The organism is Thermobaculum sp. T2p (assembly GCF_059335935.1).
Window position 1 is genome coordinate 1 of sequence record NZ_JANZYQ010000015.1, and the last position, 21,571, is coordinate 21,571.

The 21,571-nt window shown below is 57.6% G+C and carries 19 protein-coding genes and 2 pseudogenes; 11 read left to right on the plus strand and 10 right to left on the minus strand.

Annotated elements, in window-relative coordinates; genetic code table 11:
* The 3 genes and pseudogenes from N2245_RS07525 to N2245_RS07535 all read left to right on the plus strand — a co-directional run.
* A pseudogene (locus N2245_RS07525) lies at positions 1 to 124 on the plus strand (D-lyxose/D-mannose family sugar isomerase); the annotation flags it as partial.
* A gap of 43 nt (positions 125 to 167) precedes the next feature.
* Entirely contained in the window at positions 168 to 446 is a 279-nt protein-coding gene (locus tag N2245_RS07530) for a LacI family DNA-binding transcriptional regulator (protein WP_494536120.1), read from the plus strand.
* A gap of 6 nt (positions 447 to 452) precedes the next feature.
* Complete coding sequence (locus tag N2245_RS07535) at positions 453 to 1,181, plus strand: substrate-binding domain-containing protein (RefSeq protein WP_494536121.1); 729 nt, start codon at positions 453 to 455, stop codon at positions 1,179 to 1,181.
* Between the two features lie 955 nt (positions 1,182 to 2,136).
* Here N2245_RS07535 and N2245_RS07540 read toward each other — a convergent pair.
* Both N2245_RS07540 and N2245_RS07545 read right to left on the minus strand, forming a co-directional pair.
* Positions 2,137 to 3,354 (minus strand): MFS transporter, encoded by a 1,218-nt coding sequence (locus tag N2245_RS07540; protein WP_494536122.1) that lies wholly within the window; start codon positions 3,352 to 3,354, stop codon positions 2,137 to 2,139.
* A gap of 56 nt (positions 3,355 to 3,410) precedes the next feature.
* Positions 3,411 to 4,214 carry a VOC family protein gene (locus N2245_RS07545; RefSeq protein WP_494536123.1) on the minus strand — a complete coding sequence of 268 codons (804 nt, stop codon included), beginning with the start codon at positions 4,212 to 4,214 and terminating at the stop codon, positions 3,411 to 3,413.
* Positions 4,215 to 4,270: 56 nt separating this feature from the next.
* Between N2245_RS07545 and N2245_RS07550 the strand changes: the two genes are divergently transcribed.
* Both N2245_RS07550 and N2245_RS07555 read left to right on the plus strand, forming a co-directional pair.
* A complete protein-coding gene (locus N2245_RS07550) occupies positions 4,271 to 5,146 on the plus strand; it encodes an aminoglycoside phosphotransferase family protein (RefSeq protein ID WP_494536124.1) in 876 nt (291 codons plus the stop codon).
* Positions 5,147 to 5,200: 54 nt separating this feature from the next.
* Complete coding sequence (locus N2245_RS07555; RefSeq protein ID WP_494536125.1) at positions 5,201 to 5,350, plus strand: lmo0937 family membrane protein; 150 nt, start codon at positions 5,201 to 5,203, stop codon at positions 5,348 to 5,350.
* Here the strand turns inward: N2245_RS07555 and N2245_RS07560 are convergent.
* Both N2245_RS07560 and N2245_RS07565 read right to left on the minus strand, forming a co-directional pair.
* Positions 5,337 to 6,581, minus strand: coding sequence for an MFS transporter (locus N2245_RS07560; RefSeq protein WP_494536126.1), 1,245 nt, complete (start codon positions 6,579 to 6,581; stop codon positions 5,337 to 5,339). The genes N2245_RS07555 and N2245_RS07560 overlap by 14 nt on opposite strands.
* 43 nt (positions 6,582 to 6,624) lie before the next feature.
* Entirely contained in the window at positions 6,625 to 6,825 is a 201-nt protein-coding gene (locus tag N2245_RS07565; RefSeq protein ID WP_012876305.1) for a PspC domain-containing protein, read from the minus strand.
* Positions 6,826 to 6,905: 80 nt separating this feature from the next.
* On the opposite strand from N2245_RS07565, the gene N2245_RS07570 reads away from it, so the two are divergent.
* Positions 6,906 to 7,442, plus strand: a complete 537-nt coding sequence (locus tag N2245_RS07570; RefSeq protein WP_494536127.1) for a P-loop nucleotide/nucleoside kinase family protein — start codon at positions 6,906 to 6,908, stop codon at positions 7,440 to 7,442.
* Here N2245_RS07570 and N2245_RS07575 read toward each other — a convergent pair.
* Positions 7,429 to 7,602 carry a hypothetical protein gene (locus N2245_RS07575; RefSeq protein ID WP_494536128.1) on the minus strand — a complete coding sequence of 58 codons (174 nt, stop codon included), beginning with the start codon at positions 7,600 to 7,602 and terminating at the stop codon, positions 7,429 to 7,431. The genes N2245_RS07570 and N2245_RS07575 overlap by 14 nt on opposite strands.
* Positions 7,603 to 7,780: 178 nt before the next feature.
* On the opposite strand from N2245_RS07575, the gene N2245_RS07580 reads away from it, so the two are divergent.
* Genes N2245_RS07580 through N2245_RS07590 form a run of 3 tightly spaced genes read left to right on the plus strand, consistent with a single transcriptional unit; the run spans position 7,781 to position 11,758 of the window.
* The gene (locus tag N2245_RS07580; protein WP_494536129.1) at positions 7,781 to 9,919 is read left to right on the plus strand and encodes an ATP-binding protein; all 2,139 of its coding nucleotides are present in this window, start codon (positions 7,781 to 7,783) and stop codon (positions 9,917 to 9,919) included.
* 38 nt (positions 9,920 to 9,957) lie between these two features.
* Positions 9,958 to 10,857, plus strand: coding sequence for a polysaccharide deacetylase family protein (locus N2245_RS07585; RefSeq protein WP_494536130.1), 900 nt, complete (start codon positions 9,958 to 9,960; stop codon positions 10,855 to 10,857).
* 4 nt (positions 10,858 to 10,861) lie between these two features.
* The gene (locus N2245_RS07590) at positions 10,862 to 11,758 is read left to right on the plus strand and encodes an inositol monophosphatase family protein (RefSeq protein WP_494536131.1); all 897 of its coding nucleotides are present in this window, start codon (positions 10,862 to 10,864) and stop codon (positions 11,756 to 11,758) included.
* On the opposite strand, the gene N2245_RS07595 is transcribed toward N2245_RS07590, so the two are convergent.
* The 5 genes and pseudogenes from N2245_RS07595 to N2245_RS07615 all read right to left on the minus strand — a co-directional run bounded on the left by N2245_RS07595 (position 11,759) and on the right by N2245_RS07615 (position 19,131).
* Positions 11,759 to 15,274, minus strand: coding sequence for a GAF domain-containing protein (locus N2245_RS07595; RefSeq protein ID WP_494536132.1), 3,516 nt, complete (start codon positions 15,272 to 15,274; stop codon positions 11,759 to 11,761). It lies immediately after the preceding gene.
* Between the two features lie 240 nt (positions 15,275 to 15,514).
* Positions 15,515 to 15,700, minus strand: a pseudogene (locus N2245_RS07600) (glutaredoxin family protein); the annotation flags it as partial.
* 108 nt (positions 15,701 to 15,808) lie between these two features.
* Positions 15,809 to 16,684 carry a carbohydrate ABC transporter permease gene (locus N2245_RS07605; RefSeq protein WP_494536133.1) on the minus strand — a complete coding sequence of 292 codons (876 nt, stop codon included), beginning with the start codon at positions 16,682 to 16,684 and terminating at the stop codon, positions 15,809 to 15,811.
* Between the two features lie 15 nt (positions 16,685 to 16,699).
* Positions 16,700 to 17,629, minus strand: a complete 930-nt coding sequence (locus N2245_RS07610; protein WP_494536134.1) for a carbohydrate ABC transporter permease — start codon at positions 17,627 to 17,629, stop codon at positions 16,700 to 16,702.
* Between the two features lie 47 nt (positions 17,630 to 17,676).
* Complete coding sequence (locus tag N2245_RS07615) at positions 17,677 to 19,131, minus strand: ABC transporter substrate-binding protein (RefSeq protein WP_494536135.1); 1,455 nt, start codon at positions 19,129 to 19,131, stop codon at positions 17,677 to 17,679.
* A gap of 235 nt (positions 19,132 to 19,366) precedes the next feature.
* Between N2245_RS07615 and N2245_RS07620 the strand changes: the two genes are divergently transcribed.
* Together N2245_RS07620 and N2245_RS07625 are read left to right on the plus strand one after the other, a co-directional pair.
* Complete coding sequence (locus N2245_RS07620) at positions 19,367 to 20,035, plus strand: NfeD family membrane protein (RefSeq protein WP_494536136.1); 669 nt, start codon at positions 19,367 to 19,369, stop codon at positions 20,033 to 20,035.
* Positions 20,032 to 21,528, plus strand: coding sequence for a flotillin family protein (locus N2245_RS07625; protein WP_494536137.1), 1,497 nt, complete (start codon positions 20,032 to 20,034; stop codon positions 21,526 to 21,528). Before N2245_RS07620 ends, N2245_RS07625 begins: the two co-directional genes overlap by 4 nt.
* Positions 21,529 to 21,571: the final 43 nt, after the last annotated feature.

Sequence of the window (21,571 nt, forward strand, 5' to 3'; positions counted from 1 at the left end):
CCTGCACTGGTTCCAGGCAGGGCCCGAGGGGGCGATAGTCTCGGAGTTCTCCACCCGCAGCAGGGACGAGACCGATATCTTCACCGATCAGGAGATAAGACGCTCCACCATAGTGCAGGACTAGCGATTTGAGCTAGAATTTCCCATAGAGCTGCTGGAGGTGGGATGTGAAGAGACAGGTGACCCTGCACGACGTCGCCCGAGACGCTGGCGTATCTATGAAGACAGTGTCGCGTGTCGTTAACGGTGAGGAGCACGTCAGCCCAGGGACGAGGGAGAGGGTGTTGGCGTCGGTGAGGAGGTTGGGCTACCGCCCCAACGAGGTAGCGCGCAGTCTCAAGGGTGGCGGTTCGCGCACGCTCGGTCTGCTGATCGCCGACATCTCTAACCCCTTCTACGCCTCCATCGCAAAGGCCGTCGAGGACGAGTCAAGGCAAGCTGGCTAATCGCTGGTGCTGTGTGCTTCCTCTGAGGACGTGGACAGGGAGCGAGAGTACGTCGAGATGCTGTTCCGGCGCCGGCTCGAGGGTCTGCTGCTTGTGCCGGCACCTAACGGACATGACTACCTTCGTCGGGAGATCCAGGCTGGACTGGCGGTTGTGGCGATCGACCGACCGGTGGATGGGCTAGATGTGGACACCGTGCTGGTGGAGAATCGCAGTGGCACGTATGCTGCCCTGCGACACCTGATACTACACGGCCACAAGAGGATTGGCTTCGTGGGAGCTGAGCGTCAGCTCTACACTGTGCGCGAGAGGCTTGCGGGATATGAGCAGGCCCTTCAGGAGTCGGGTCTGGAGCCCATGGTGGAGCTGGATGCTCCGAACGCGCCCAGGGCGGCGGCGGCCACCCGTAGGCTGCTCGATCTCCCGTTACCTCCTACAGTGCTGTTCTGCGTAAATAATTTAGCTACACTTGGGGCGCTGCAGACGCTGCGAACTCTCGGTCTCAGGGTACCGGAAGACGTCGCCCTGGTTGGCTTCGATGACTTCGAGCTGGCTGAGCTCTTGCATCCTACGCTCACCATGGTACGGCAGCCCACTGAGGAGATGGGCAGGTTAGGGGCTCGTATGTTGCTGGAGAGGCTGAGTGGGGAGTATACTGGGGAGCCTCGTAGAGCTGTACTGCCTACGCAGCTGATGTTGAGGGAGTCCTGTGGCTGTGGTCGGAACATCGATTAGGGTTCGGGGCAGTATGCGCTTCTCTGGCTATGCTAGACACAGGTGGGGTGCATTCGATATCCACCTCAGCACCTATGTTAGGTATGCATCATCTAGTACCTTAGAGTCGATATGAATCTCATGACCATGTCTACCTCCCGGTCCAGTGGATCATCGACCATCGCCTGCCCTAGAGTTTGCTAACTGCTGGTCAGGTCGCACTCAAAAAGGCCTCTCATTGGTGTATTGGAGCAATTGCACTTCCAGGTTATCGAACGATCGAGTTGCACGGTAGGTGTTAGCCCTTGGTCTAGGTAATAAGGAGAATGTACTCAAAGGGGTGATGTGCAACTGGTGCCGGACAAGCTCAACGTCCTGGTGGGCCCGTGGTGCTGGCAAGACCGCCTTGCCACTGTAGTACCAACGTCCTGCCAGCAAGCGGTCGACTGGAGTTGCCTCTCATGCTCCAGATATTGTACCCCATCCAGGAGATGTCTTCTCCCCACAACTGCGCGGTAGGGACCTGACCAAGTGCATATCCCGGCTTGGGGACTAAGGGCTAGCAATAGGCTGGAGGACTACAGGATAGGTTGAACTTCAGGGAATGGGAGGGGACTCTGCTGGGGAGCATAGATGGCTGTTCGTGACGCTGCTGATGAGGGTCGATCGGCTGCCTTACCCGTTGGATGAGTTCACTGGCAGTGTGGATCCTACTTACAAACTGCGGATGCTGGGTAAAAAGAAGGCACTCTGGCAACTATGCACACCAAGGTCGCGGCTTGGTCGTGCGATCACTGCCCCCAAGTTACATCTTTGTCGCAAGGTCCACGCTATATCTTACTTGGGTCATGCTGCGAGGATGGACTTATGGCTGCGCATGCCATTCACCACCTGCCCTGTACCGTATCTGGACTACTGTACCGTCTTCGACTCCCTATGCCTCGCAATTCCCGGGCCCCGTACCGGGAGATTTGGCCTATGTTTGCCCCGTAGAGCTAGCGGCGACCTCGCTGGCCTCCGTCGGCGTGGTCTTTATCTCCTCCCCCTCTTCGAGCAGACGCATGCTGAGTGCTAGCGCGACCAGCGCCCCGAACATCGTTGCCGATGCTATCTTGTAGATACCCACCGTGCCTAGTACATCGAGCAGGGCACCACCCACCACTGAGCCCGTGATGCTTCCGAAGCCCATGGATATAGAGGCGAGCATTGCCTGAGCGGTAGCCGCTAGCTCCCTGCCAGCAAGGCGATGAGCCAGCGTGACGGTGGATACCAGGTAGGCGCCGAAGCACAATCCGTGAATGAGCTGGATGCCCAGTACCCAATGTGGCTCCGGTAAGAATCCGTACACTCCCAAGCGAATGGTGTAAGAGGCCACGGCTATCAGCAGTAGCTTGCGAGGCCCCAGCACCCTCAGGAGCAACCCGCTGCCGGCGATAATCGGGAGCTCACTGAGTGCCGAAAGCGAGGATGCCGTGCCCAGCATAGCAGTCGTTCCTCCTATCTCCCTCACGTATATGCCAAAGAAGGAGTACATCGTGCTCATAGCCGTTGCTATCACATAAGTCAGTAATAGGAACACTACCAAGGCTCGTTTGCTTAGTATCCTCTTGAAGCTGCTCCACATTGCGTGCACGGCGTGTTCCCGTAGCCTAGGCAGTCCCCAGGTAGAGGCCATTGTCAGTAACAGAAAGCTGGTGTAGCAGTATATGAAGAGGTGTGACACCTCTACTCCCATGAGATGACCTAAGCTCCAGGTGGTGATGATGTAAGCTATTGATCCCCAGACCCGCATAGCTCCGTAGGATACTCCACTCCTCTCGCTGATCTGTACAGCGTAGGAGTCTAGGAACGAGGGCACCGGGGACACGCAGGCAGCCAACAATGCTACCGACAACAGCGCCATCAGGAAGTTGCCCGCGTGTGCCAGTAGTAGAGCTCCCACAGCCCCTCCTATGAGGAGCCATCTCAGTAACTGTTTGTGTAGGGCGTACTTATCAGCTAGTGCTCCCCAGATCGGGGCCATGAAGGCGGTGCCCACGGAGCTCATTGCTGTCAGTATTCCTATCTGTATGCCCTCTAGCCCCATTTCCCTGTAATAGAGTGATACGAACGGCGTGAAGGCTCCGATTGCAGCAAACCACCACCAATAGCACAGGCGCATCCATACCTGGGGAGATCGTGGATATCTGCTCACTTTGGACAACACTCTACCCTCGGGGAGAAATTACATACACAGTTTATCAGCAAACCTTAGATATCGCCTGCTTTGATGGGCATCTCCCTTAGCTGGAAGAGCTTGTTGGCCGTGGCCAGTGTTAGCCCTACGGGTCCTTCTCCATGCTCCTCGAGCATAGTGGCGATCACCCCTTTCCTTGTGGGCGACAGCAGCTCCACCCTAGTGTTGCCGATGAGGTACACTGCCTTGCGCGCGCCCATGTACTGGACGTGCGATACGGAACTTTCAACTAGGCCAAGGCATCTATGGTACATCTCCATGATTTCCTCTAGGTCTCGAACTACGATGCTGAGGCAGGCGATCCTGTTGGCGCCATTGGGATGATTGCTTGGTGGCTCAAGTGCTAGCCTCTCTTCATCCGACATATCCCATGAGATAACAAAGGGCCAAGGACGTCTCCATGGCGTACCTCCCGGTATCAACAACCTCCAAGAGAGCCTCCTCCCCTCAGGTCTCTGCCTGCTCATACTAAATGGGCCTTCAAACTCCCTTCTCTCCTGTAGGAACCTTTCTGCCACTTCATCTATATCCTCGGTCGCAATGGCCCATCCCACCAGACCTCCATCCCAGCGATCTAGATACTCTAAGAGCGTCCGTCGACCCAAACCAGCCATCTCAGCTTCCTCGCGATCGTACACCGACAGTAACTCTATGTATTCCAGCCCGAAGCGTATTATGGCGTTCTCGGTGCCCCTGCCCTCGTGCCTACCGCCAGGTCGAACATCGAAGCCCATCTGCCTATAACGGTCCATAGCCTTCTCTAATTCTTTTACGGCAACAACTACGTGGTCCAGTCTGGATATCAGCTTGCTGGACATATCCATCCCCTTCCTGATAACAAGATACGTAACCCAGAGTATATCACCAAAGAGGCGTGTGCTATACTCGCTCTATGGACGAGTTTGCTCTGGACCGCATACTGAGGCGGCTAGGATTGGATCCTCGAGATGCAGATCTATCCCCCTTGGGTGGAGGGTCAGGATCCACCACCTTGCTGGTCAGCGCGGCATCTGGCAGGTACGTTCTTAAGTATGCTCATTCGAGCTCTACCCCAGATATCAAGGCTAGGTTTCGGAGGGAGATCGCTTTCTACCGTAAGCTTGCTCCTCTCTTGCCTCTGCCAACCCCAACGCTGTGTGGTTACCTGCAGGGGGATGAAGGACATGCGCTGCTGCTGGAGGCTTATACACCCTCTCTCCCAGCTGCGGCCTGGCCACCAGGTATGTACGTCTGGGCGGCTGAGATACTGGCCAGACTGCATTCCCAAGAGTATCCTCCGTGGTTGGAGCGCAAACCTGCCCCACGTGGGGATCCGTTGGTGTGGTTGCGTGTCGTTCCGGATGATCCGGTGGTGTTGCGTGGTGTACAGTCTGTATCTTATCTTCTGTCTTTAGTTGATTCTTTATCTCATGGGATATGTCATGGGGACTGCCACACCGGCAACTTCCTCATCGACCATGAGGGGAACCTGCTGCTGGCCGACTGGCAAGAGGTTCACCTGGATTCCCCTGCATGGGATCTGGGATTCCTCATAGGACGTGCGGTGGCCGAGGGAGGAATGGTGCCAGAAGAGGACGTATTAGAAACCTACGCCGAAGCTCGGGACATCCCGCTGCGGGCACTAGAGCAGGCGGTATCTGCCGCCGAAGCGTGGATAATCCTAACGCAGTGGCCCTTCTACCTGAGTTGGGATGAGCTCCGCCAGCGCCTATTCGATAGGCTACGAGAGCTGCTGGGCAGGCTGCTCTAATGTGGCGGACCATCTACCAGGCTGTAACATTGAAAAAACTATAAGAGGTGTCCTATGCGACCTTTGATATGGGGAATAGTCGTACTTCTGCTGGTGCTGTGGATAGGAGGTTTTGCACTCAAGCTCCTGGGAGCTACTATTCACATCTTGCTCGTAGCAGCAATCGTTCTAATACTTTGGAACCTGATGATCAGCAGGGCTTAGTTTCCCTGGCGACCGCACTCACATGGTTTCCTGAGGACCTGGGCAATGGCCGCAGGATCAGGAACAGCGCCATAGCCCCCAGCAATAACACCACAGCGTTGGCCCAGAAAGGTGCGGACATGGATACGTGATCGTAAAGCCATCCACCTAACGGGGGACCTATAGACGCGCCCAGACCTGTAATAGCTGCATACATCCCGTAGGCCCTGCCACGCACATTACCCCCAGTGAGGTCGGAGATGAGCGCATCCTGTGCGGGTACCGCGGCAGCACTGAACACCGCCTCTAGGAGCCATGCCAGGCTGAGCACCCACAGGCTGGGTGCCAGGGGGAAGAAAAAGGCCACTATCCCGCTGCTAGCCAAGCCTAGACATATCACGGGTCGCCTGCCCCAAAGATCCGACAACCTTCCCAGATAGGCAGGCCCCAAAGCATACACAATAGCTGCAGGAGCATAGGCCAAACCTATGAGAAACTCCCCTACGCCAAACCGTTCCTCTAGATACACCAGCAGCAGGGGCGCTATCATCGAGTAGAACGTGGACAACACCAGAGATACCAACAGGACTTGGGAGAGTATCCTAAGAGGCCGTCTACTGAGCGTAGAGGCAGCAGCATCATCGTCATCAGGTCGCATGGAGGGAGCAACACCCCTTGGGAGCCACCTGATGAGCAACAGAAGAGCACATAGAGACACCAAGGAGTAAGCCATCAGCGCCAGCTGCCAACCGGCTTGGATCCCCATATAGGCTATCAGACCATACGAAAGCACCGTGCCCAAGGCCATACCGATGTTAAGAGCCTGGTTGATCGCCCCGAAGAGTGCTCCACGCATACCGCTCTCGGACCAGTCACCAGCGAGAACAGAGAGCGCCACCCAGAAGGACGCACTAGCTATCCCCTGCATTACACGCGCCAACACCAGCATCGTGATGCCGTCCAGGAAGGAGAACATCAAGAAGGAGAGGGTGTACGCCAGAGCCCCGACGATCACGAACTGCTCTCTACCTACCCTGTCAACCCCCAACCCTACCAGCGGCCTAAAGATCAAACCCGCGAGCGAGAAAGCGCTGTACACTATGCCTACCTCAAAAGCTGAGGCGCCAAGAGAGTGAGCATACAGCGGTAGGAAGGAGCCTATAGCTCCAAACGGCAGAGATATCAAGGCTATCGGTAGCAACAGCTTCGGTCTGTAGGGCAGAAGCCGATCCAGTAGGTCGGTGGGACTCATACCTGAAGTATAAACCCAGACGACCTACGTGACTACAACGAGATCAGAACTCATCACTGGGCGGTAGCAACAGGCCAAGTACTAAGTAGGCCACGAAGGTCGCTACCAAGCTAGGACCAGGAATTATTATCGCGAGCACGACGGTGGCCAGTCGCACCCCCATAGGTGGTAGATCGAACGTATGTGCTATACCTCCGCACACCCCGAGGATCCACTTGTCCCTAGTAGCTCTCCTAAGCTTCATAGTCACGCTCCTGTAAGTCATAATAGTGCATGTGCCAACGTACAAACCGTAGCATATTTTGCAAGTATTGAGGTGCACATTTGATAGTTATTATGGCCGGACCACCAGGCACAGGCAAGAGTACGCTCGCTAGAGAGATCGCTGCACATCTCGATGCAGCGGTAGTGCTGGACAAGGATGTGGTACGCGCTGCGCTGTTTCCACAAAGGTACATCGAGTACTCGCAGGAGCAGGACGACTTCTGCATGGAGGTGATCTATAGGACCTCCCATTACCTCCTGCGCAAGCATCCGGGGTTGGTGGTGATCATAGACGGCAGGCCGTTTGCTCACCGCTACCAGCTCGAGGAAGCTAGGCGCTGGGCGGAATCTGCTGGCGTCCCGATAGCGATAATCGAGTGCACGTGCAGCGACGAGACCGCCAAGAAAAGGCTGTCGGCCGACGAGGAGAAGGGCATACATCCGGCGGGCAATAGAAACTTCGAGCTCTATCTCAAAGTAAAGAGGTCTTTTGACCCTATTACAGAACCCAAGCTGGTAGTGGACACGGACGCTTCGCTCGAGGAATGCGTCCAGCGATGCCTAGCCTACATCAGGAGCAAAGCTAGTTCTCCCTAATGCCGTACCGAACGAGCAGTACTAATATAGGTATAAGCCCGATCAACCACACCAAGAGCTGGACCCTGACGTAAGGCCTAAGCAGGATAAGCGCCAAAGTCCAGGCCGCTATGATAAGCAGTAGGACATGCACCTCTCGGATCCCTGTTTTCGGTCGCACATAGCCTCCTTGCAAGCCTTCCAGCAGATAGCTAATAATCTCACAATAGATTATCCCAGTAACCATGACCAGGGTCAAAAGAAGGTTATAGTTGGGTTAGAATAACTGCTGTATTATAGGCGCAGGTATAGATCCTGCTGGTAAGCCTCGAGAGCCCACCAGGGAGTCATGATCGATCATGCAGGAGAACTTCGCTAGAGAGGTGCTCGAATACCTTCAGGACGGCGTTACCGTGCAGGCGAGCACCGGGGAGATAATTTATGCCAACTATAGGGCAGCCCAGATCTTGGGTTTCGCCTCTCCTACCCACCTTACATCGACAGGTCCAGACGATATAGACAAGATGTTCGAGGTGTTCGATGCCGAGACGGGCAAGGCCATAGACCCCACATTGAGCCCTTGGCGCAAGGCGCTGACAGCAGGTGAGCCCTGCAGCTATAAGTTACGATACCGCTCAAGAGCCACACACGAGGAACGATGGGCCACGCTCAGGTGCATACCCCTACGAGGAGATACCGGTAGCGTGGAAAGGGTGATACACATATTCCGTGACATCACAGAGGAGCACAGGCGCGAGGTCAACAGTAAGTTCCTGGTGCAGGCCAGCTTGATGCTTGGGTCTTCCTTAGACTATCGGTCCACCCTGCAGCAGATAGCCACACTCTCGGTACCCGCCGTCGCCGATTGGTGCGCGATAGACATGCTGGACGACGGTGGCGAGCTCCAGCGGTTGGCCATAGCCCATCTGGATGCCGAGAGGGTACAGATGGTGGAACAGCACAGGGAGAGCAGCAAGCGCCGAGGGCAGATGAGCGCCGCATTGCGGCAGATATTGCTGTCAGGCCAGCCGCTGCTGGTGCGAGAGATCGACGATGATCTGCTGAGGCAGCTGCTAGACGACGAGTCACAGGTAGCCTTCATTCGGCGATTGGGGCTGATATCCTGCATGGTGCTGCCGCTCACGGCAAGGGGCAGCACGCAAGGGGTGATCACGCTGGCTAGCTCGGAATCCGGCAGAAGGTATACCGAGGAGGACCTCGAGTTCGCTCAGCAGCTGGCCAACATGGCAGCCATGGCCCTGGACAACGCCCAACTGTATACCACCGCGCGCAGGGAGCTCGAGGAGAGGGCCCGGGTGGAGCAGGAGCTAGCCAGCTCCGCAGAGAGGGAGCGTAGGGCACTGGAGGAATCCGAAGCTCGGCGAGATCTATTGGAGACTGTGCTGCGTCACCTACCAGTCGGCGTGCTGATAGTAGATGCCCAAGCAGACAATGTGGTGGTGGCCAACGAGCGAGCAATAGAGATCTTGGGCCCCCAGAGCAGGGGTGGCAGCATCTACGAAGCTGAGCCCGGGTACGTGCTGAGGGGCGAAGGGGGTCAAGAGCTCCCGATAGATCGGTGGCCGGTGCATCGCTCGTTGCGGGCGGGCGAGGCGATCATCAACGAGGTGCTGGAAGTCGAGAGGACAGATGGCGAGAGGCGGCACCTTCGGGTGAGCTCCGTACCCATCCGCGACCATCGAGGTCAGACGGTAGCCGCCGTGGCGTTGGTGGACGACATCACCCAGCAGCGTCAGCTGGAGCAGCAGCGGTCGGAGCTGCTGCGGCAGATCGAGAGCGCGCTGGAGCTGCGTAACCAGTTCATAGCTACGGCTTCCCATGAGCTCAAGACGCCCATAACCCTCCTCAAGGGATATGCACAGGTGCTCATGGACAGGTCCCGCGAGGGGGTGCTGCGGCGTCCCCTGGAGATCATCAACCGCCAGGTAGACAGGATGTCTGAGCTGATCAACGACCTGCTAGACGTATCGAGGATAGAATCAGGCAAGCTCGAACTCGTCCTGAGGAAGATTGAGCTCACCGACGCGGTTAAGGAGGTGGTCATGGACCAGAGGGAGGCAGCCAGCGACTTCGAGATCGAGCTCCTGGCAGCCGAACCGGTCTGGGTGCTGGGCGATAGGAACCGCCTTCAGCAGGTAGTAGCCAACTTTATCTCCAACGCCGTCAAGTACTCAGGCGATTCCAGACGGGTGGTCGTGGAGGTGAGGCGGGACGGCTCCGAAGTGGAGGTCAGCGTGACTGACTACGGCATAGGTATACCCGAGGACCAGCAGCCGGAGGTGTTCGGGCTGTACTTCCGAGGGAGAAACGTCCCACACCGCAACTACTCAGGCCTGGGGCTAGGGCTATACATCTGTCGCAACATTGTAGAGCGCCACGGGGGCAAGATAGGTATGAGCTCCCGCGAGGGGGAGGGCTCAAGATTCTGGTTCAGGCTACCGATAAGCGGCCCTGAATCCCTGCCCATGGAGATGTAAAATCACTTACAACACTAAACAGCCATGAGGAGAAGAAGTTGAGCATAGCACTGGAAAGACTAGGCTACGGATCAGGCACGAGGCTACTAGTGATACACGCAGACGACATAGGCATGTGTCACGCCACCCTGCCAGCCATACGAGACCTGTTCAGCATTGGGCTGGTAACCTGTGCGGCAACGATGGTGCCCTGCCCATGGTTTCCGGCGGTCGCCCAGTACTGCAGGGAGCACCCGGAGGCGGATATGGGTGTGCACCTCACCCTCAACTGTGAGTGGTCCAATTACAGATGGAGGCCCGTATCCACAGCGGACTCAGCCAGCGGCCTGCTAGATGAGGAGGGGTACATGCCCCAGAGTCCTGTCAGGGTACAAGTGGATGCTCATCTCGACGCAGTGGTGCACGAGATCTCGGCCCAGCTAACTAGAGCGATGGCCGCGGGCATAGATGTAACGCACCTGGACTCGCACATGGGAACGGTGTTCCACCCTCGCTTCGCGCAGGCTTACATCGACCTAGCGTTGGACAACGAGATACCGCCCTTCCTAGCATCGCAGACTCCTGAGTGGATCCGAAGCAACCCAGGGTTCGACGTCGATCTCATGCTGAAGGTGTATGAGGACGCTGTAGCTGCCGGCGTTATCCCGTTTGACAACCTCACGATGCTCCCGCTGGACGACTCAGAGGACAGGGTGGAGCAGGCCAAGCGGGCTATAGCCGATCTGCCGGAGGGTCTGTCCCTGATGATCATCCATCCAGCCATAGAGACACCGGAGCTGGAAACGATCGCGCCAGATTGGCAAGCCAGAGTAGCCGACTACGAGGCGTTCACGAGCGACGAGCTGGCAAGCTTCGTGGAATCCGAGGACGTGCGGCTGATAGGCTACAGAGAGCTTAGGGACGCCCTCCGCAGGCGGAAGGGCGCGGCCAAGGGGTGAAGAGGTGAGCAGCTCCGATGAGCTGGAGAGGATAGAACGAGGGGCCCTTGAGATGCTGTCTCGGGCAGCAGAGATAGCCGTGGCCCGTAGGGATGAGCTCGTGGTGGAGTACAAGGGCAAGAACGTCTCCAATCCCGTTACTCAGGTAGATAGGGAAATCCAGCAGCTGTTCGCCGAGCACATCAGGTCTCACTTCCCGTCCCACGGCATGGTGGGCGAGGAAGGAGAGAGCTTTGGGAAAGACGCTGACTACCAGTGGGTGATAGATCCTATAGATGGCACCATCAACTACCTCAAAGGGCTGCCCATGCACGGGATATCCGTGGGGGTGTTGTACCGAAGAGTACCCGTGGTCGGGGCCATCTGGCTTGGTACCGGGGAGGTGCTCCATGCCAGGCGGGGAGGCGGCGCGTTCAGGCACGACCACCCCCTGCAGCCCCGGGAGGCGCCAGGCTCTGGCCTGCTCGGGGTCAGGCACCCCGGCTTCAAGACCACTCCCCATGTGGCCCGCACAGGCTTGCGCATCATGGACACTCGATCTACAGGCTCTATAGCCTATGACCTGGCGGCGATAGCGCAGGGGTGGATGGATTTTGCCCTGCTACGGACTCCCAGAATCTGGGATATCGCTGGCGGTGTGGTGCTCCTGCACGAGGCAGGCAGAAGAGCGCTGTGGTACGATCGACAGCAGGGCAAGTGGTTACCAATGGAGAAGTTCATCGTGTGGCGCAATCAGGACCTAGCGTCATGGTGCAGACCGGTACTCGTAGGTAGGCCGGATGTAGTGGAAAAAATGGCCGCGTGTACGATCCCGGCCTATCCCCCCGCGCTGCTCACCTCTCTACGGGAAGGCATCAGGGCCGCAAGGCAGGCCTACAGACGTTGCCGGACCGCGCCGTGATCAGGCCGCGCCCGGCAGGGGAAGCCACACACTAAAGGTCGAGCCCTGTCCCTCCTGCGAGGTGACGGACACGCGCCCACCGTGCTGCTCCACGATCATGCGCACGCTGGCCAGCCCCACCCCAGTACCGCCTATCCTCCCCTCCACGTTGCTCGCTCGGTAAAACCGGTCAAATATCCTGGGGAGCTCCCGGCTGGGTATGCCTAGCCCCTGGTCAGTTACGTCAACTACCGCCCAGGTGTGCCCCTCTTCCTCCTCCTTGCGGACGGTCACCACCACGTCCCCACCCTCGGGGCTGTACTTGATGGCGTTGGATAGGAGATTGGATAGCACCCGTTCGATGCGCAGCTGATCCCACTCCCCGACCAGTTGCTCGAGCTCGGTCCTCAGCTCGACGTTGTGCTTGCTGGTCGTGCGGGCGTGCTGCTCCACCAGCTGCCGGGCCAGAGATACCAGGTCAAATGGGTGGACATCGAGCTCCAGAGGCTCACCCATCTGGAGTCGGGCTGTGTCCAGCAGCTCGTTGATCTGGGCGCTCATCCTCGTCGCCACGGAGTCTATCTTGTCGAGCCCCTCGATCAACCTTGGGACGTCCAGACAGTCGCCCCTCTCGAGCTGGCGACGGAGCAGCTGGGCCATACCCTTGACCGATACCAGGGGGTTCTTCAGGTCGTGGGAGACCATCGCGAGGAACTCCGAGCGCATCTGCACCGCCTCCTGTGTCTGTCGCAGGAGTTGGAAGTTGTCCGTGGCCACTGAGGCCAGCTGGGCGATCTGGAGGAGCATGGCCTGGTCGCGTAGCGTGAACTCGCCCTGTCGCTTGTCCGCTAGCACCACCATGCCCATCCTGTTGCCCTCTCTGTCAGTGAGGGCCGCCAGCAGGAGTCCTCGGAGAGGAGGATCGCTGCGCTCACCTTCGAGGAGTTGCGAGTAGCGCTCATCGGCCTGCATATCAGAGGGAGTCAGCCGAGCGGTGCGCGACTCCCCCAGGACATCGACCAAGGACCGCAGCAGCTCAGGGGAGGGAGTCCAACCCGACCACCGTGAGTAGCGCTCCGAGCACGAGGAAGAGGCCAGCGCCTTCTCGAGCTCCCAGTCGGCTGCCAGGTAGGCTAGGCACAGATGCGCGCCTATGATGTTGCGCGCGGTCTCGCTGACAGCCCGCAGGATAGCGTCCAGGGAGGTAGCAGCGTTGATCACCAGCGCGGCCTCAGCCAGCTGCTGTAGCTGCCCAGCCTGCTCCTGGAGGTCATCGTACAGCCGCGCGTTCTCGACCGCCAGCGCCGCTCGCTGCGCCAGGTCCAGGGCCAGCGACAGGTCGTCCTCCGTGTAGATGCGCTCCGACGTGGTGACCAAGAACCACAGCACGCCGTTCACCCGCCCTCGAGTGGCGAGAGGCACACCCATCACGGAGCGCGCCCCCAAGGAGGCGACCATTTCCTGCTGCTCAGGGTTCGGCAGATAGCGATCCAGCAGCTCCTGGGTCACCTCTGGCAGGAGCAGGGGTTGGCTCTTACCCACCACCGTCTGCCACACAGGATTCTCGCCTCCCTCCCACTCCTCCACCACTACCTGGGAGGAGGCCTGGTCCCAGCGGGCGCTCACCACCCTTCGAGAGTGCGAGTCTGCGTCCTGCAGGTCCAGGGCACACCAGTCAGCCAGGAAGGGTACCGGCAGCTGGGCAATGCTCTGCAGCGTGGAGTCATAATCCAGCGAGCTGCCAAGTACTCGTTCAGCCTCAGCTAGAAACCGCAGGGAGTCCTCCGCACGCTTCCGGTCAGTGACGTCCACCGACACGCCGCTGAGGCGCACTGGGTTACCTGAGGGGTCGTAGAACACCCTGCCGCGGATCTCGATCCATCTAAAGCCATCATCGGCCGACGCCAAACGGTACTCAGAGTGGAAGCTACCGCCGTGGCGGGCCGCAGCATCCAGCGCGTCACGCAGCCTGAGCCTGTCGGCCGGATACACCAGGAGAAGGAAGTCCTCAAATCCTCCGTGGAAGCCACCCACCGGCAAGCCGTGCATCTCCTCCATAGTGGAGGAGAGCGACATACGATCTATTCCAGGTTCGTAGTCCCAAGTGCCCATCCGCCCAGCTTCCAGGGCCAAGCGCAGACGTTCCTCGCTGCGCCATAGGGCCTGGGCTATGCGCTCCGCCTCGGCACGGGCGGCTTGCTCCCTTTGGAGCAGCTGCTCGCGCTCCTCATCGGACCGTCGCCGGGCCGTGACGTCTTGGAAAGTTGCTACGCCGCCCACCACATCACCCCGGCTGTTATGGATGGGGGCAGCGCTCACGGTGAGCCAGATGATGCTGCCGTCCGGCCTACGGTACTGGACCTCCTCACCGGACACCGTCTCGCCCCGCAGGACAGCACGCGCCAGCGGCCACTCCTGCGGCCGCAGGGGCGTACCGTCCTCGTGAAATCCATGCCACTCCGAGTACTCCTCGATGGAGTTGGAACGCAGCGGTGGATGACCAAGTATGGCCTCCACCTGGCCATTGCCTTGCACTATCCGCCCAGAGGGAGCCTCGGCGATCAATACGCCCACCGGTAAGCTCTCTAGGATCGCCTCCAGGCGGCGACGTTCCTCGTCTATCTCCTGGAGAAACTCCCTGCGGACCTGATCGACCATGTAGCGCTGCGTTATGTCCCGGAAGGTAACGACTGCCTCCACCACCTTGCCGCCTATCACAATCGGATTGGAGGAGTATTCGGCGGGAAAGCCCGTGCCGTCCTTGCGCCACATGAACTCCTCCAGGCTATGGAAAGGTTGACCAGTGAGCAGCGTGCGGTGCACTGGGCACTCTTGCTCGGGATAATCGGAGCCATCGGGCCTGTGATGGTGCACCTTGCGGTGCATGTGCTGGCCTATGAGCTCCTCGGAGTCGTAACCCAGCATTCTTGCGGCCGCCTCGTTGATGAAAGTGCAACGCCCGTCGGGATCTATGACATATATGCCATCGCTCACCGCCTGCAGGAGCGCCTCCTTCTCGCTACGCTCCTGCTCGGTGGCCAGCAGCAGCTCCTGCAGGCGCAGCTCGGCCATCACGGCCTCTGCCAGATCCTTGAGCGTTTCCACATCCTCCTGCGACCACCTACGGGGGACATGGTCGATAGCACACAGCGATCCCAAGACCTCTCCCCCCTCGGTCCGGAGCGGCACACCGCAGTAAGCAACCACCTGCAGGTCTTGTATAGCAGGGTTGTGCATCACCAAGGGATGCTGTCTAGCATCCTCCACTACAAGTGGTGCATCGGTGATGACCACATGCTTGCAGAACGAATGGGAAAGAGGCGTGGTCCTCTCCGAGGCCACTGGATCCTGCAGGCCCACCTGACCTGCGAAGAACTGCTCTCGATCACCCACCAGGGACACCAGAGCAACTGGCACGTGCAGGAGCTTGGCGGCGATTCTCGAGAGCCTGTCTAGGGACTCTCTGGGCCATAAGTTGCTATCCCTTATCCTACGTATAGCCGCAAGCCTAGCAGGGTCCGATAGGCTATCTGACATCTCAACCCCACATCACATCATTCGACGCATACATAATATTCCTATGGCAGGTACTAGCGCAAGTGCCTCATTATATGTTAAACTAGCAACGGGCACCACCCCCATGTGCATCCTCCTCCTTGTGGCCCCATCGCCTTCCCCTCCACCCCAGGCGATGGGGTCCTACCTCCTCCAGAGGCGAACTGATCTGCCCTCCCAGCTGGGCGCGGACAAAGTCCGCGCCCAGCCTCTTGAAGCGGCCTAGTCCAAGAGCTCAAATAAAAGCTCCTCGATCTCCTCGGGTTTATAGCCAGCAACCCACTTACCCCTGTAGAGCACGACCGGAGGTAGGGGGGCGCCAAGCCTTAGGAACTCCTCCAAAGCACTAGGGTCCCTAGTGACGTCCCGTAACTCGTACGTTACGCCCAGCTGGCCAAGGAACTCCTTGACCGCCCTGCAGGGGCTTCAACGCTCGTGGCTATACAGTATGGGTCGCTCCGACACGCACACCTCCCACAGCATTATATGCCTTCTAGAGGTACAGTGCTCCAGCCTCTAACCCTTCAGTCCGGTCAGCACTATCCCCTGGACGAAGTACCTCTGAGCCACGAGGAATAGCACGATCATGGGGGCAGCGACCATGGTAGAGGCAGCCATCAGGGCTCCCCACTCGGTGCCGTGCTGACTAACGAACTTGTTCAGCCCCAGAGGCAGGGTGAAGAGAGACTCATCGTTCAGGTAGATCAGCGGCCCAGTGAAGTCGTTCCAGCTGGCCATGAAGCTGAATATAGCGACGGTCGTCACCGCGGGCTTCGCCAGCGGCAGCATGATCTTCCACCAGATATGCAAACTGGAGGCTCCATCGATACGCGCCGCTTCCTCCAGCTCAGCCGGGATCGTACGCAGGAACTGTCGCATCAGGAAGATGTTGAAAGCTCCTCCCCCCAACCAAGCAGGCACTATAAGCGGGTAGTAGGTATTTATCAGGTTCAGATTTCGCCATATAATGAACACCGGCACGAGGGTGACCGCACCAGGCAGCATCAGGGTGGAAAGTACAAAGATGAAGAGTGGCTCTCTACCCCAAAAACGTAGGCGGGCAAACCCATAACCACATAGCGAGGAGGTGATCACCGTACCGATCGTCGAGAGTGTGGCAACGAAGAATGAGTTGCGTGCATATGTCAAGAACGGTACGAGCCGGAAGACGTTGTAATAGTTGTCGAGGGTTGGATGTTGGGGTATAGGGTTCTGGCTGAACAACTCCTGATTAGGTTTGAGGGAGGTCAGCACTAACCATGCAAAGGGCGCGGTGACAACTACTGCACCCACCACCAGCAGTATGAGGGACACGTAGCTCATGACACCCCTCTCCTCCACAGCTTTAGACTCCGTGCTGCCAACCCGCCGACGTACCAACACTCCACTCATAGCTCTGCCCTCCAATTACATATGCTCGTAGTACACATATCTAGCAACCACCTTGAAGGTGAGCAGGGTGACGCATAGGATTATTACGAATAGTGTCCAGGCCATGGCCGAAGCATACCCCATACGGAAGTAGTCAAAAGCGTTCAGCCACAGATACAGCACATAGAACATCGTCGAGTCCACCGGTCCCCCACGTGTCATCACGTAAGGTAAGACGAACTCTTGGAAGGCGCCAATAAGGCCTATTATGAGGTTGAAGAACAACACCGGGCTCATCATCGGCACTGTTACGTGCCAGAACTTCGCCAAGGCACCTGCCCCATCGATCGCCGCAGCTTCATATAGGTGCTGTGGTATACCCTGCAAACCTGCTAGGTAGATCACCATTGATCCTCCAACTCCCCACAAGCTCACCAAGATCAGGGCAGGCTTAGACCAGGAAGGACTAGCTAACCAGGGAGGGCCAGGAATACCCACTAACCCCAGTGCCCTGTTGAGCAACCCAAAATTAGGTTCAAGCACCCACAGCCATAGCACTGCAGTGGCCACGGCAGGCGTGACTACAGGCAGATAGTACAGCGTGCGAAAGATCGTCATTCCAGGCACCTTCTGGTTAAGGAGTAGCGCCAGCAAGAACCCTAGTACTAATCCTATTGGGACAGAGAAAGCCACGTAGTAGGCAGTGTTGAATAGAGTCACCAAGAAGCGCTCATCCTCGAAGAATAGCTCACGGTAGTTCTCAAGCCCAATCCATACAGGGGGACGCAAGACGTTGTAGTCTGTGAAACTGTAGTAGAGCGACATGAGCATTGGATAGGCAGTAAGTCCGAAAAAGCCTATGATCCACGGGGATATAAAAAGATAGCCTACCAGGTTATCCATAATCTTGCGACGTGTGATCCTGCGCGGGCGAGCCACTGTACTACGAGCAGCTACTGTAGCCATATGTTTACCCTCTGAATATGCAAATCAACATATGGAGAGGGGTCGATCTATCCCCTCTCCACCTCTTTCCAGCCTCTGTCGAGTACCTTATTGGCCTTCTCCTCGGATTCAGCCAGGGCCTGCTTGACGGTCTTCCTGCCATAGAACACGTCATTAGGCATCGGCCATATTATGTCGAACCACAGCTCTTGACCAACTGGTGTTAGATCGCGGAAGCGCGAGTAAGGCATCAAGTCGACAAAGGTCTTGTTAAACTTGTTGGCCGACAGGTAGCGCTCGTCTCTAGCCAAACTCTCGATCGCAGGCATCTGGCCAGTATCCTTGGCTAGTGCTAGCACCACCTCCTCATCTGTACACTTGAACTTGATGAACTCCCAAGCCGCATCTGCCTTCTCATCGGACACACCCTCTGGAAGGCAGAAAGCGAATCCTCCTGACCACGTGATTGGACCCTTATCCTGCATTTCCTTGGGTCTAGGCACCGGTACTACCCCCATATCTACATTAGGGGCATACTTCTTCCAGTCTCCAGCAACCCAGTTACCATCGCATACCATGACTATTTGCCCACGCCAGTACGGTCCCTGAGCTTCCCCCTGGAAGGACCTACTTAACACGTCTACGGCTTGGGGCCCTCCCAAGTCCTTCTTGTTCTGGGCCAGCCAGCTGAGCCAAGCCTCGCCAATCTCGTTGTTCCAGTTAGCCCTGCGGTTGTTATCTTTCAGCCATTCACCACCCCAGGCCCAATGCCAACCTATGTGCCAGTTACCTCCGTAGCCATCAAAACCTATCCTTTTGAGCCTATTGCCTTGCTTCTGCGTGAGCTCCCTGCCCATCAGCAGTAACTCATCTGTGTCCTTGGGAGGCGCCTTGATACCTTCCTTATCAAGGATTTCCTTGTTGTACCACAAGCCACGATCATCCGTATTCCAAGGCAGGCCGTAGTACTTGCCGTTAAGCTTAGTCTCATCCATACAAGCCTTGAACCATTGGTTCACATCGATGTTGTCGGAGTTGATACGATCGGTAAGGTCTTGAATGGCACCGCTAAGGGCGTAGCCTGGTAGCATAAACCTATCGAGTTTGATGATATCGGGAGGCCTCCTACCAGCTACAGCGACAAGGAACTTCTGATCAATGTCGTTTACTGAGAGCGCCTTGACCTTCATATCGGGATGAAGTCTGTTCCACTTGTCTACGGAGAGCTTCTCGGCGTTGAGAGCGGTGCCTCCCCAGGCGCCCCAGTAAGTAAGCTCAGCGTTTTCCTCTCCAGCCACCCTGACAGGAGTGGGCTCTGGAGTCCTACTAGATGGTCCACCGGCCGCAGGAGTACCTGAGGTGGAGGGACCACAAGCCGTCAGCAAAGGTAATATACCGGTGACGCTAAGTCCCGCGAACGCCCCAAGGCGCAAGATGTCCCTGCGCGTCATACGACAACCTCGCTTACGCATCTCTATCACTAGATCATAGATCTCGTTCTGTTTGTCTGTCTCCCAGCTCATGGTAAACTACTCCTCCTACCATTAGTGCTTGGACTAGATTAAGGATAAATCCATACAATAACCAGTAAATACCACCTCCCATAAATCGGTTTTTGGTTGGTACAGATAATAGATAGATGTGCTAATAGTGTCAATACCGATTCCCCGAATTCAAGCAAGAAATATATGTCAAAATATGACCAACGTTGCAAAGCCTAGCTAGTTGTGATAGAAATAGCTAGTAGGCTGGAGAAAAATGTCATATGTGTTCTTGGGGCTCTTTGTATTTGGGCTCGCGTTCGTGATCCTCAGCTTCCTGCTGGGGTTTGCTGCTGCTGAGCTGCACCTGCCGGGGCTAGGGCATGAGGCGCATCTCCCACCAGATGGACACAATCTGACACATGTCGATTCTAGCTCACCACATGAGACATCGCCTCTCAACGTATCCACACTCATGGCGTTTATAACATGGTTTGGTGGTATAGGTTACATACTCACTAGATGGGGCGAACTAAGCAGCCTAGCAGTGCTCACGATCGCGATACTGGGTGGTATGGTGGGGGCTTCCTCCGTATTCCTCCTGCTGGACAGGGTGATACTCCCAGGGCAGACACCCGTGCTCAGGGCTGGAGACTACAGGCTGGAGGGGATGCTGGCAAGAGTGAGTATCCCGATGTCCGGCAGCCGCATTGGAGAGATCATCTTCACACAGCACGGCACGACGCGCAGCGAGGGCGCTCGCAGCGAAGATGGTTCGCCGATTCCCCGCGGGGAGCAGGTGGTGATCCTTAGGTACGAGCGGGGGATAGCCTACGTCCGCCCATTGGCAAAGTTGCTGGAGGAGCACGATCTAGGTGTTCAAGACCTGAAGGGGATCGGCGCAGGCGGCCTACAAAGTCAATCGGAGGGGAAGGATAAGCCATGACTACCATAGTCATAACTATAGCGATCATCCTGGCGCTCATATTGGTGTTGATCTTGGCACTGATCTCTAGAATGTTCCGCAAAGTTGGCCCCAACCAGGCATTGATCATCTATGGCCTAGGAGGCACTCATATCGTCACTGGTGGGGGCAGGCTAGTGATCCCGATGCTCCAGTCGGCTAAGGAGCTATCGCTCGAGCTGATGAGCTTCGACGTCTCCCCTGAGCGCGACCTGTACACCACTCAGGGCGTCGCGGTCAATGTGGAGGCCGTGGCCCAGATCAAGGTCAAGAACGACCCCACCAGCATCAAGACGGCTGCGGAGCAGTTCCTCACCAAGCCTCCCCAGGAGCGCGAGAGCCTGATCCGCCTGGTGATGGAGGGACATTTGAGGGGCATCATCGGGCAGCTGACGGTCGAGCAGATAGTCAAGGAGCCAGAGATGGTTTCGGATCGGGTGAGGGCCAACGTAGCTGAGGACCTCTCCAAGATGGGCTTGGAGATCGTGAGCTTTACCATCAAAGAGGTGCGCGACGAGAACGAGTACATCGCCAACATGGGCAAGCCCGACATCGCTCGGATCCAAAAGGAAGCCAACATAGCCGCCGCTGAGGCAGCAAGGGACACAGCCATCCGCCAGGCCGAGACAGCGCGCGAAGCGGCTGTCGCACAGGCACTCGCCCAGCAGGAGACGGTGATAGCCCAGACTGCCTCGGAGGCACGTCAGGCCGAGGCTAGACGGGACCTGGAGCTCAAGAAGGCCGAGTACCTTGCGGCCGTCAAGAAGCAGCAGGCCATAGCGGACAAGGCCTACGACATCCAGGCCAATGTGATGCAGCAGCAAGTGGTTGCCGAGCAGGTGCGCGTGCAGCGGATCGAGCGCGAGGAACAGATTAAGGTGCAAGAAGCCGAGATCGCCCGCAGGGAGCGCGAGCTGCAGGCCACCGTCCTCAAGGCCGCGGAGGCCGAGAGACAGCGCATCCAGTTGCTAGCAGAGGCAGAGAAACAGAGACAGATCCTGGAGGCCATGGGGCGTGCCGAGGCTACCCGCAATCAGGGCCAAGCGCAAGCAGACGTGATACGCGCTACCGGAGAGGCCGAAGCAGAGATCATCAAGGCCAAGGGGACCGCCGAGGCGGAGGCTATGCGCCTGAAGGCGGAGGCTTTCCAGGGCTACAACGAGGCCGCCATATTGGATAAGATCATCACAAACCTGCCAGAGATGCTCGCCAAGATGTCGCAGCCGCTGTCGCAGGTGGACCGCATCACCGTCATCTCCACTGGTGACGGTGCCAACGGCTCGGGCGTCAACCAGGTGATGAACGACCTGGCGAGGATGGTCGCGATCGCGCCCACGCTGGTGGAGAGCCTCACGGGAATGAAGATCGCCGAGCTGATGGAGAGAGTGCCTGGGCTACGCGAGCGCGTCACAAGTTCAGTAGAGGCACAGGCGATCAAGCCTCAGCAGGACGGAACCGGCGCGAAGGGACCCTAGATTCCCCTTGACGACCTACGGCTGTCGCCACGGGGGCGTGGAG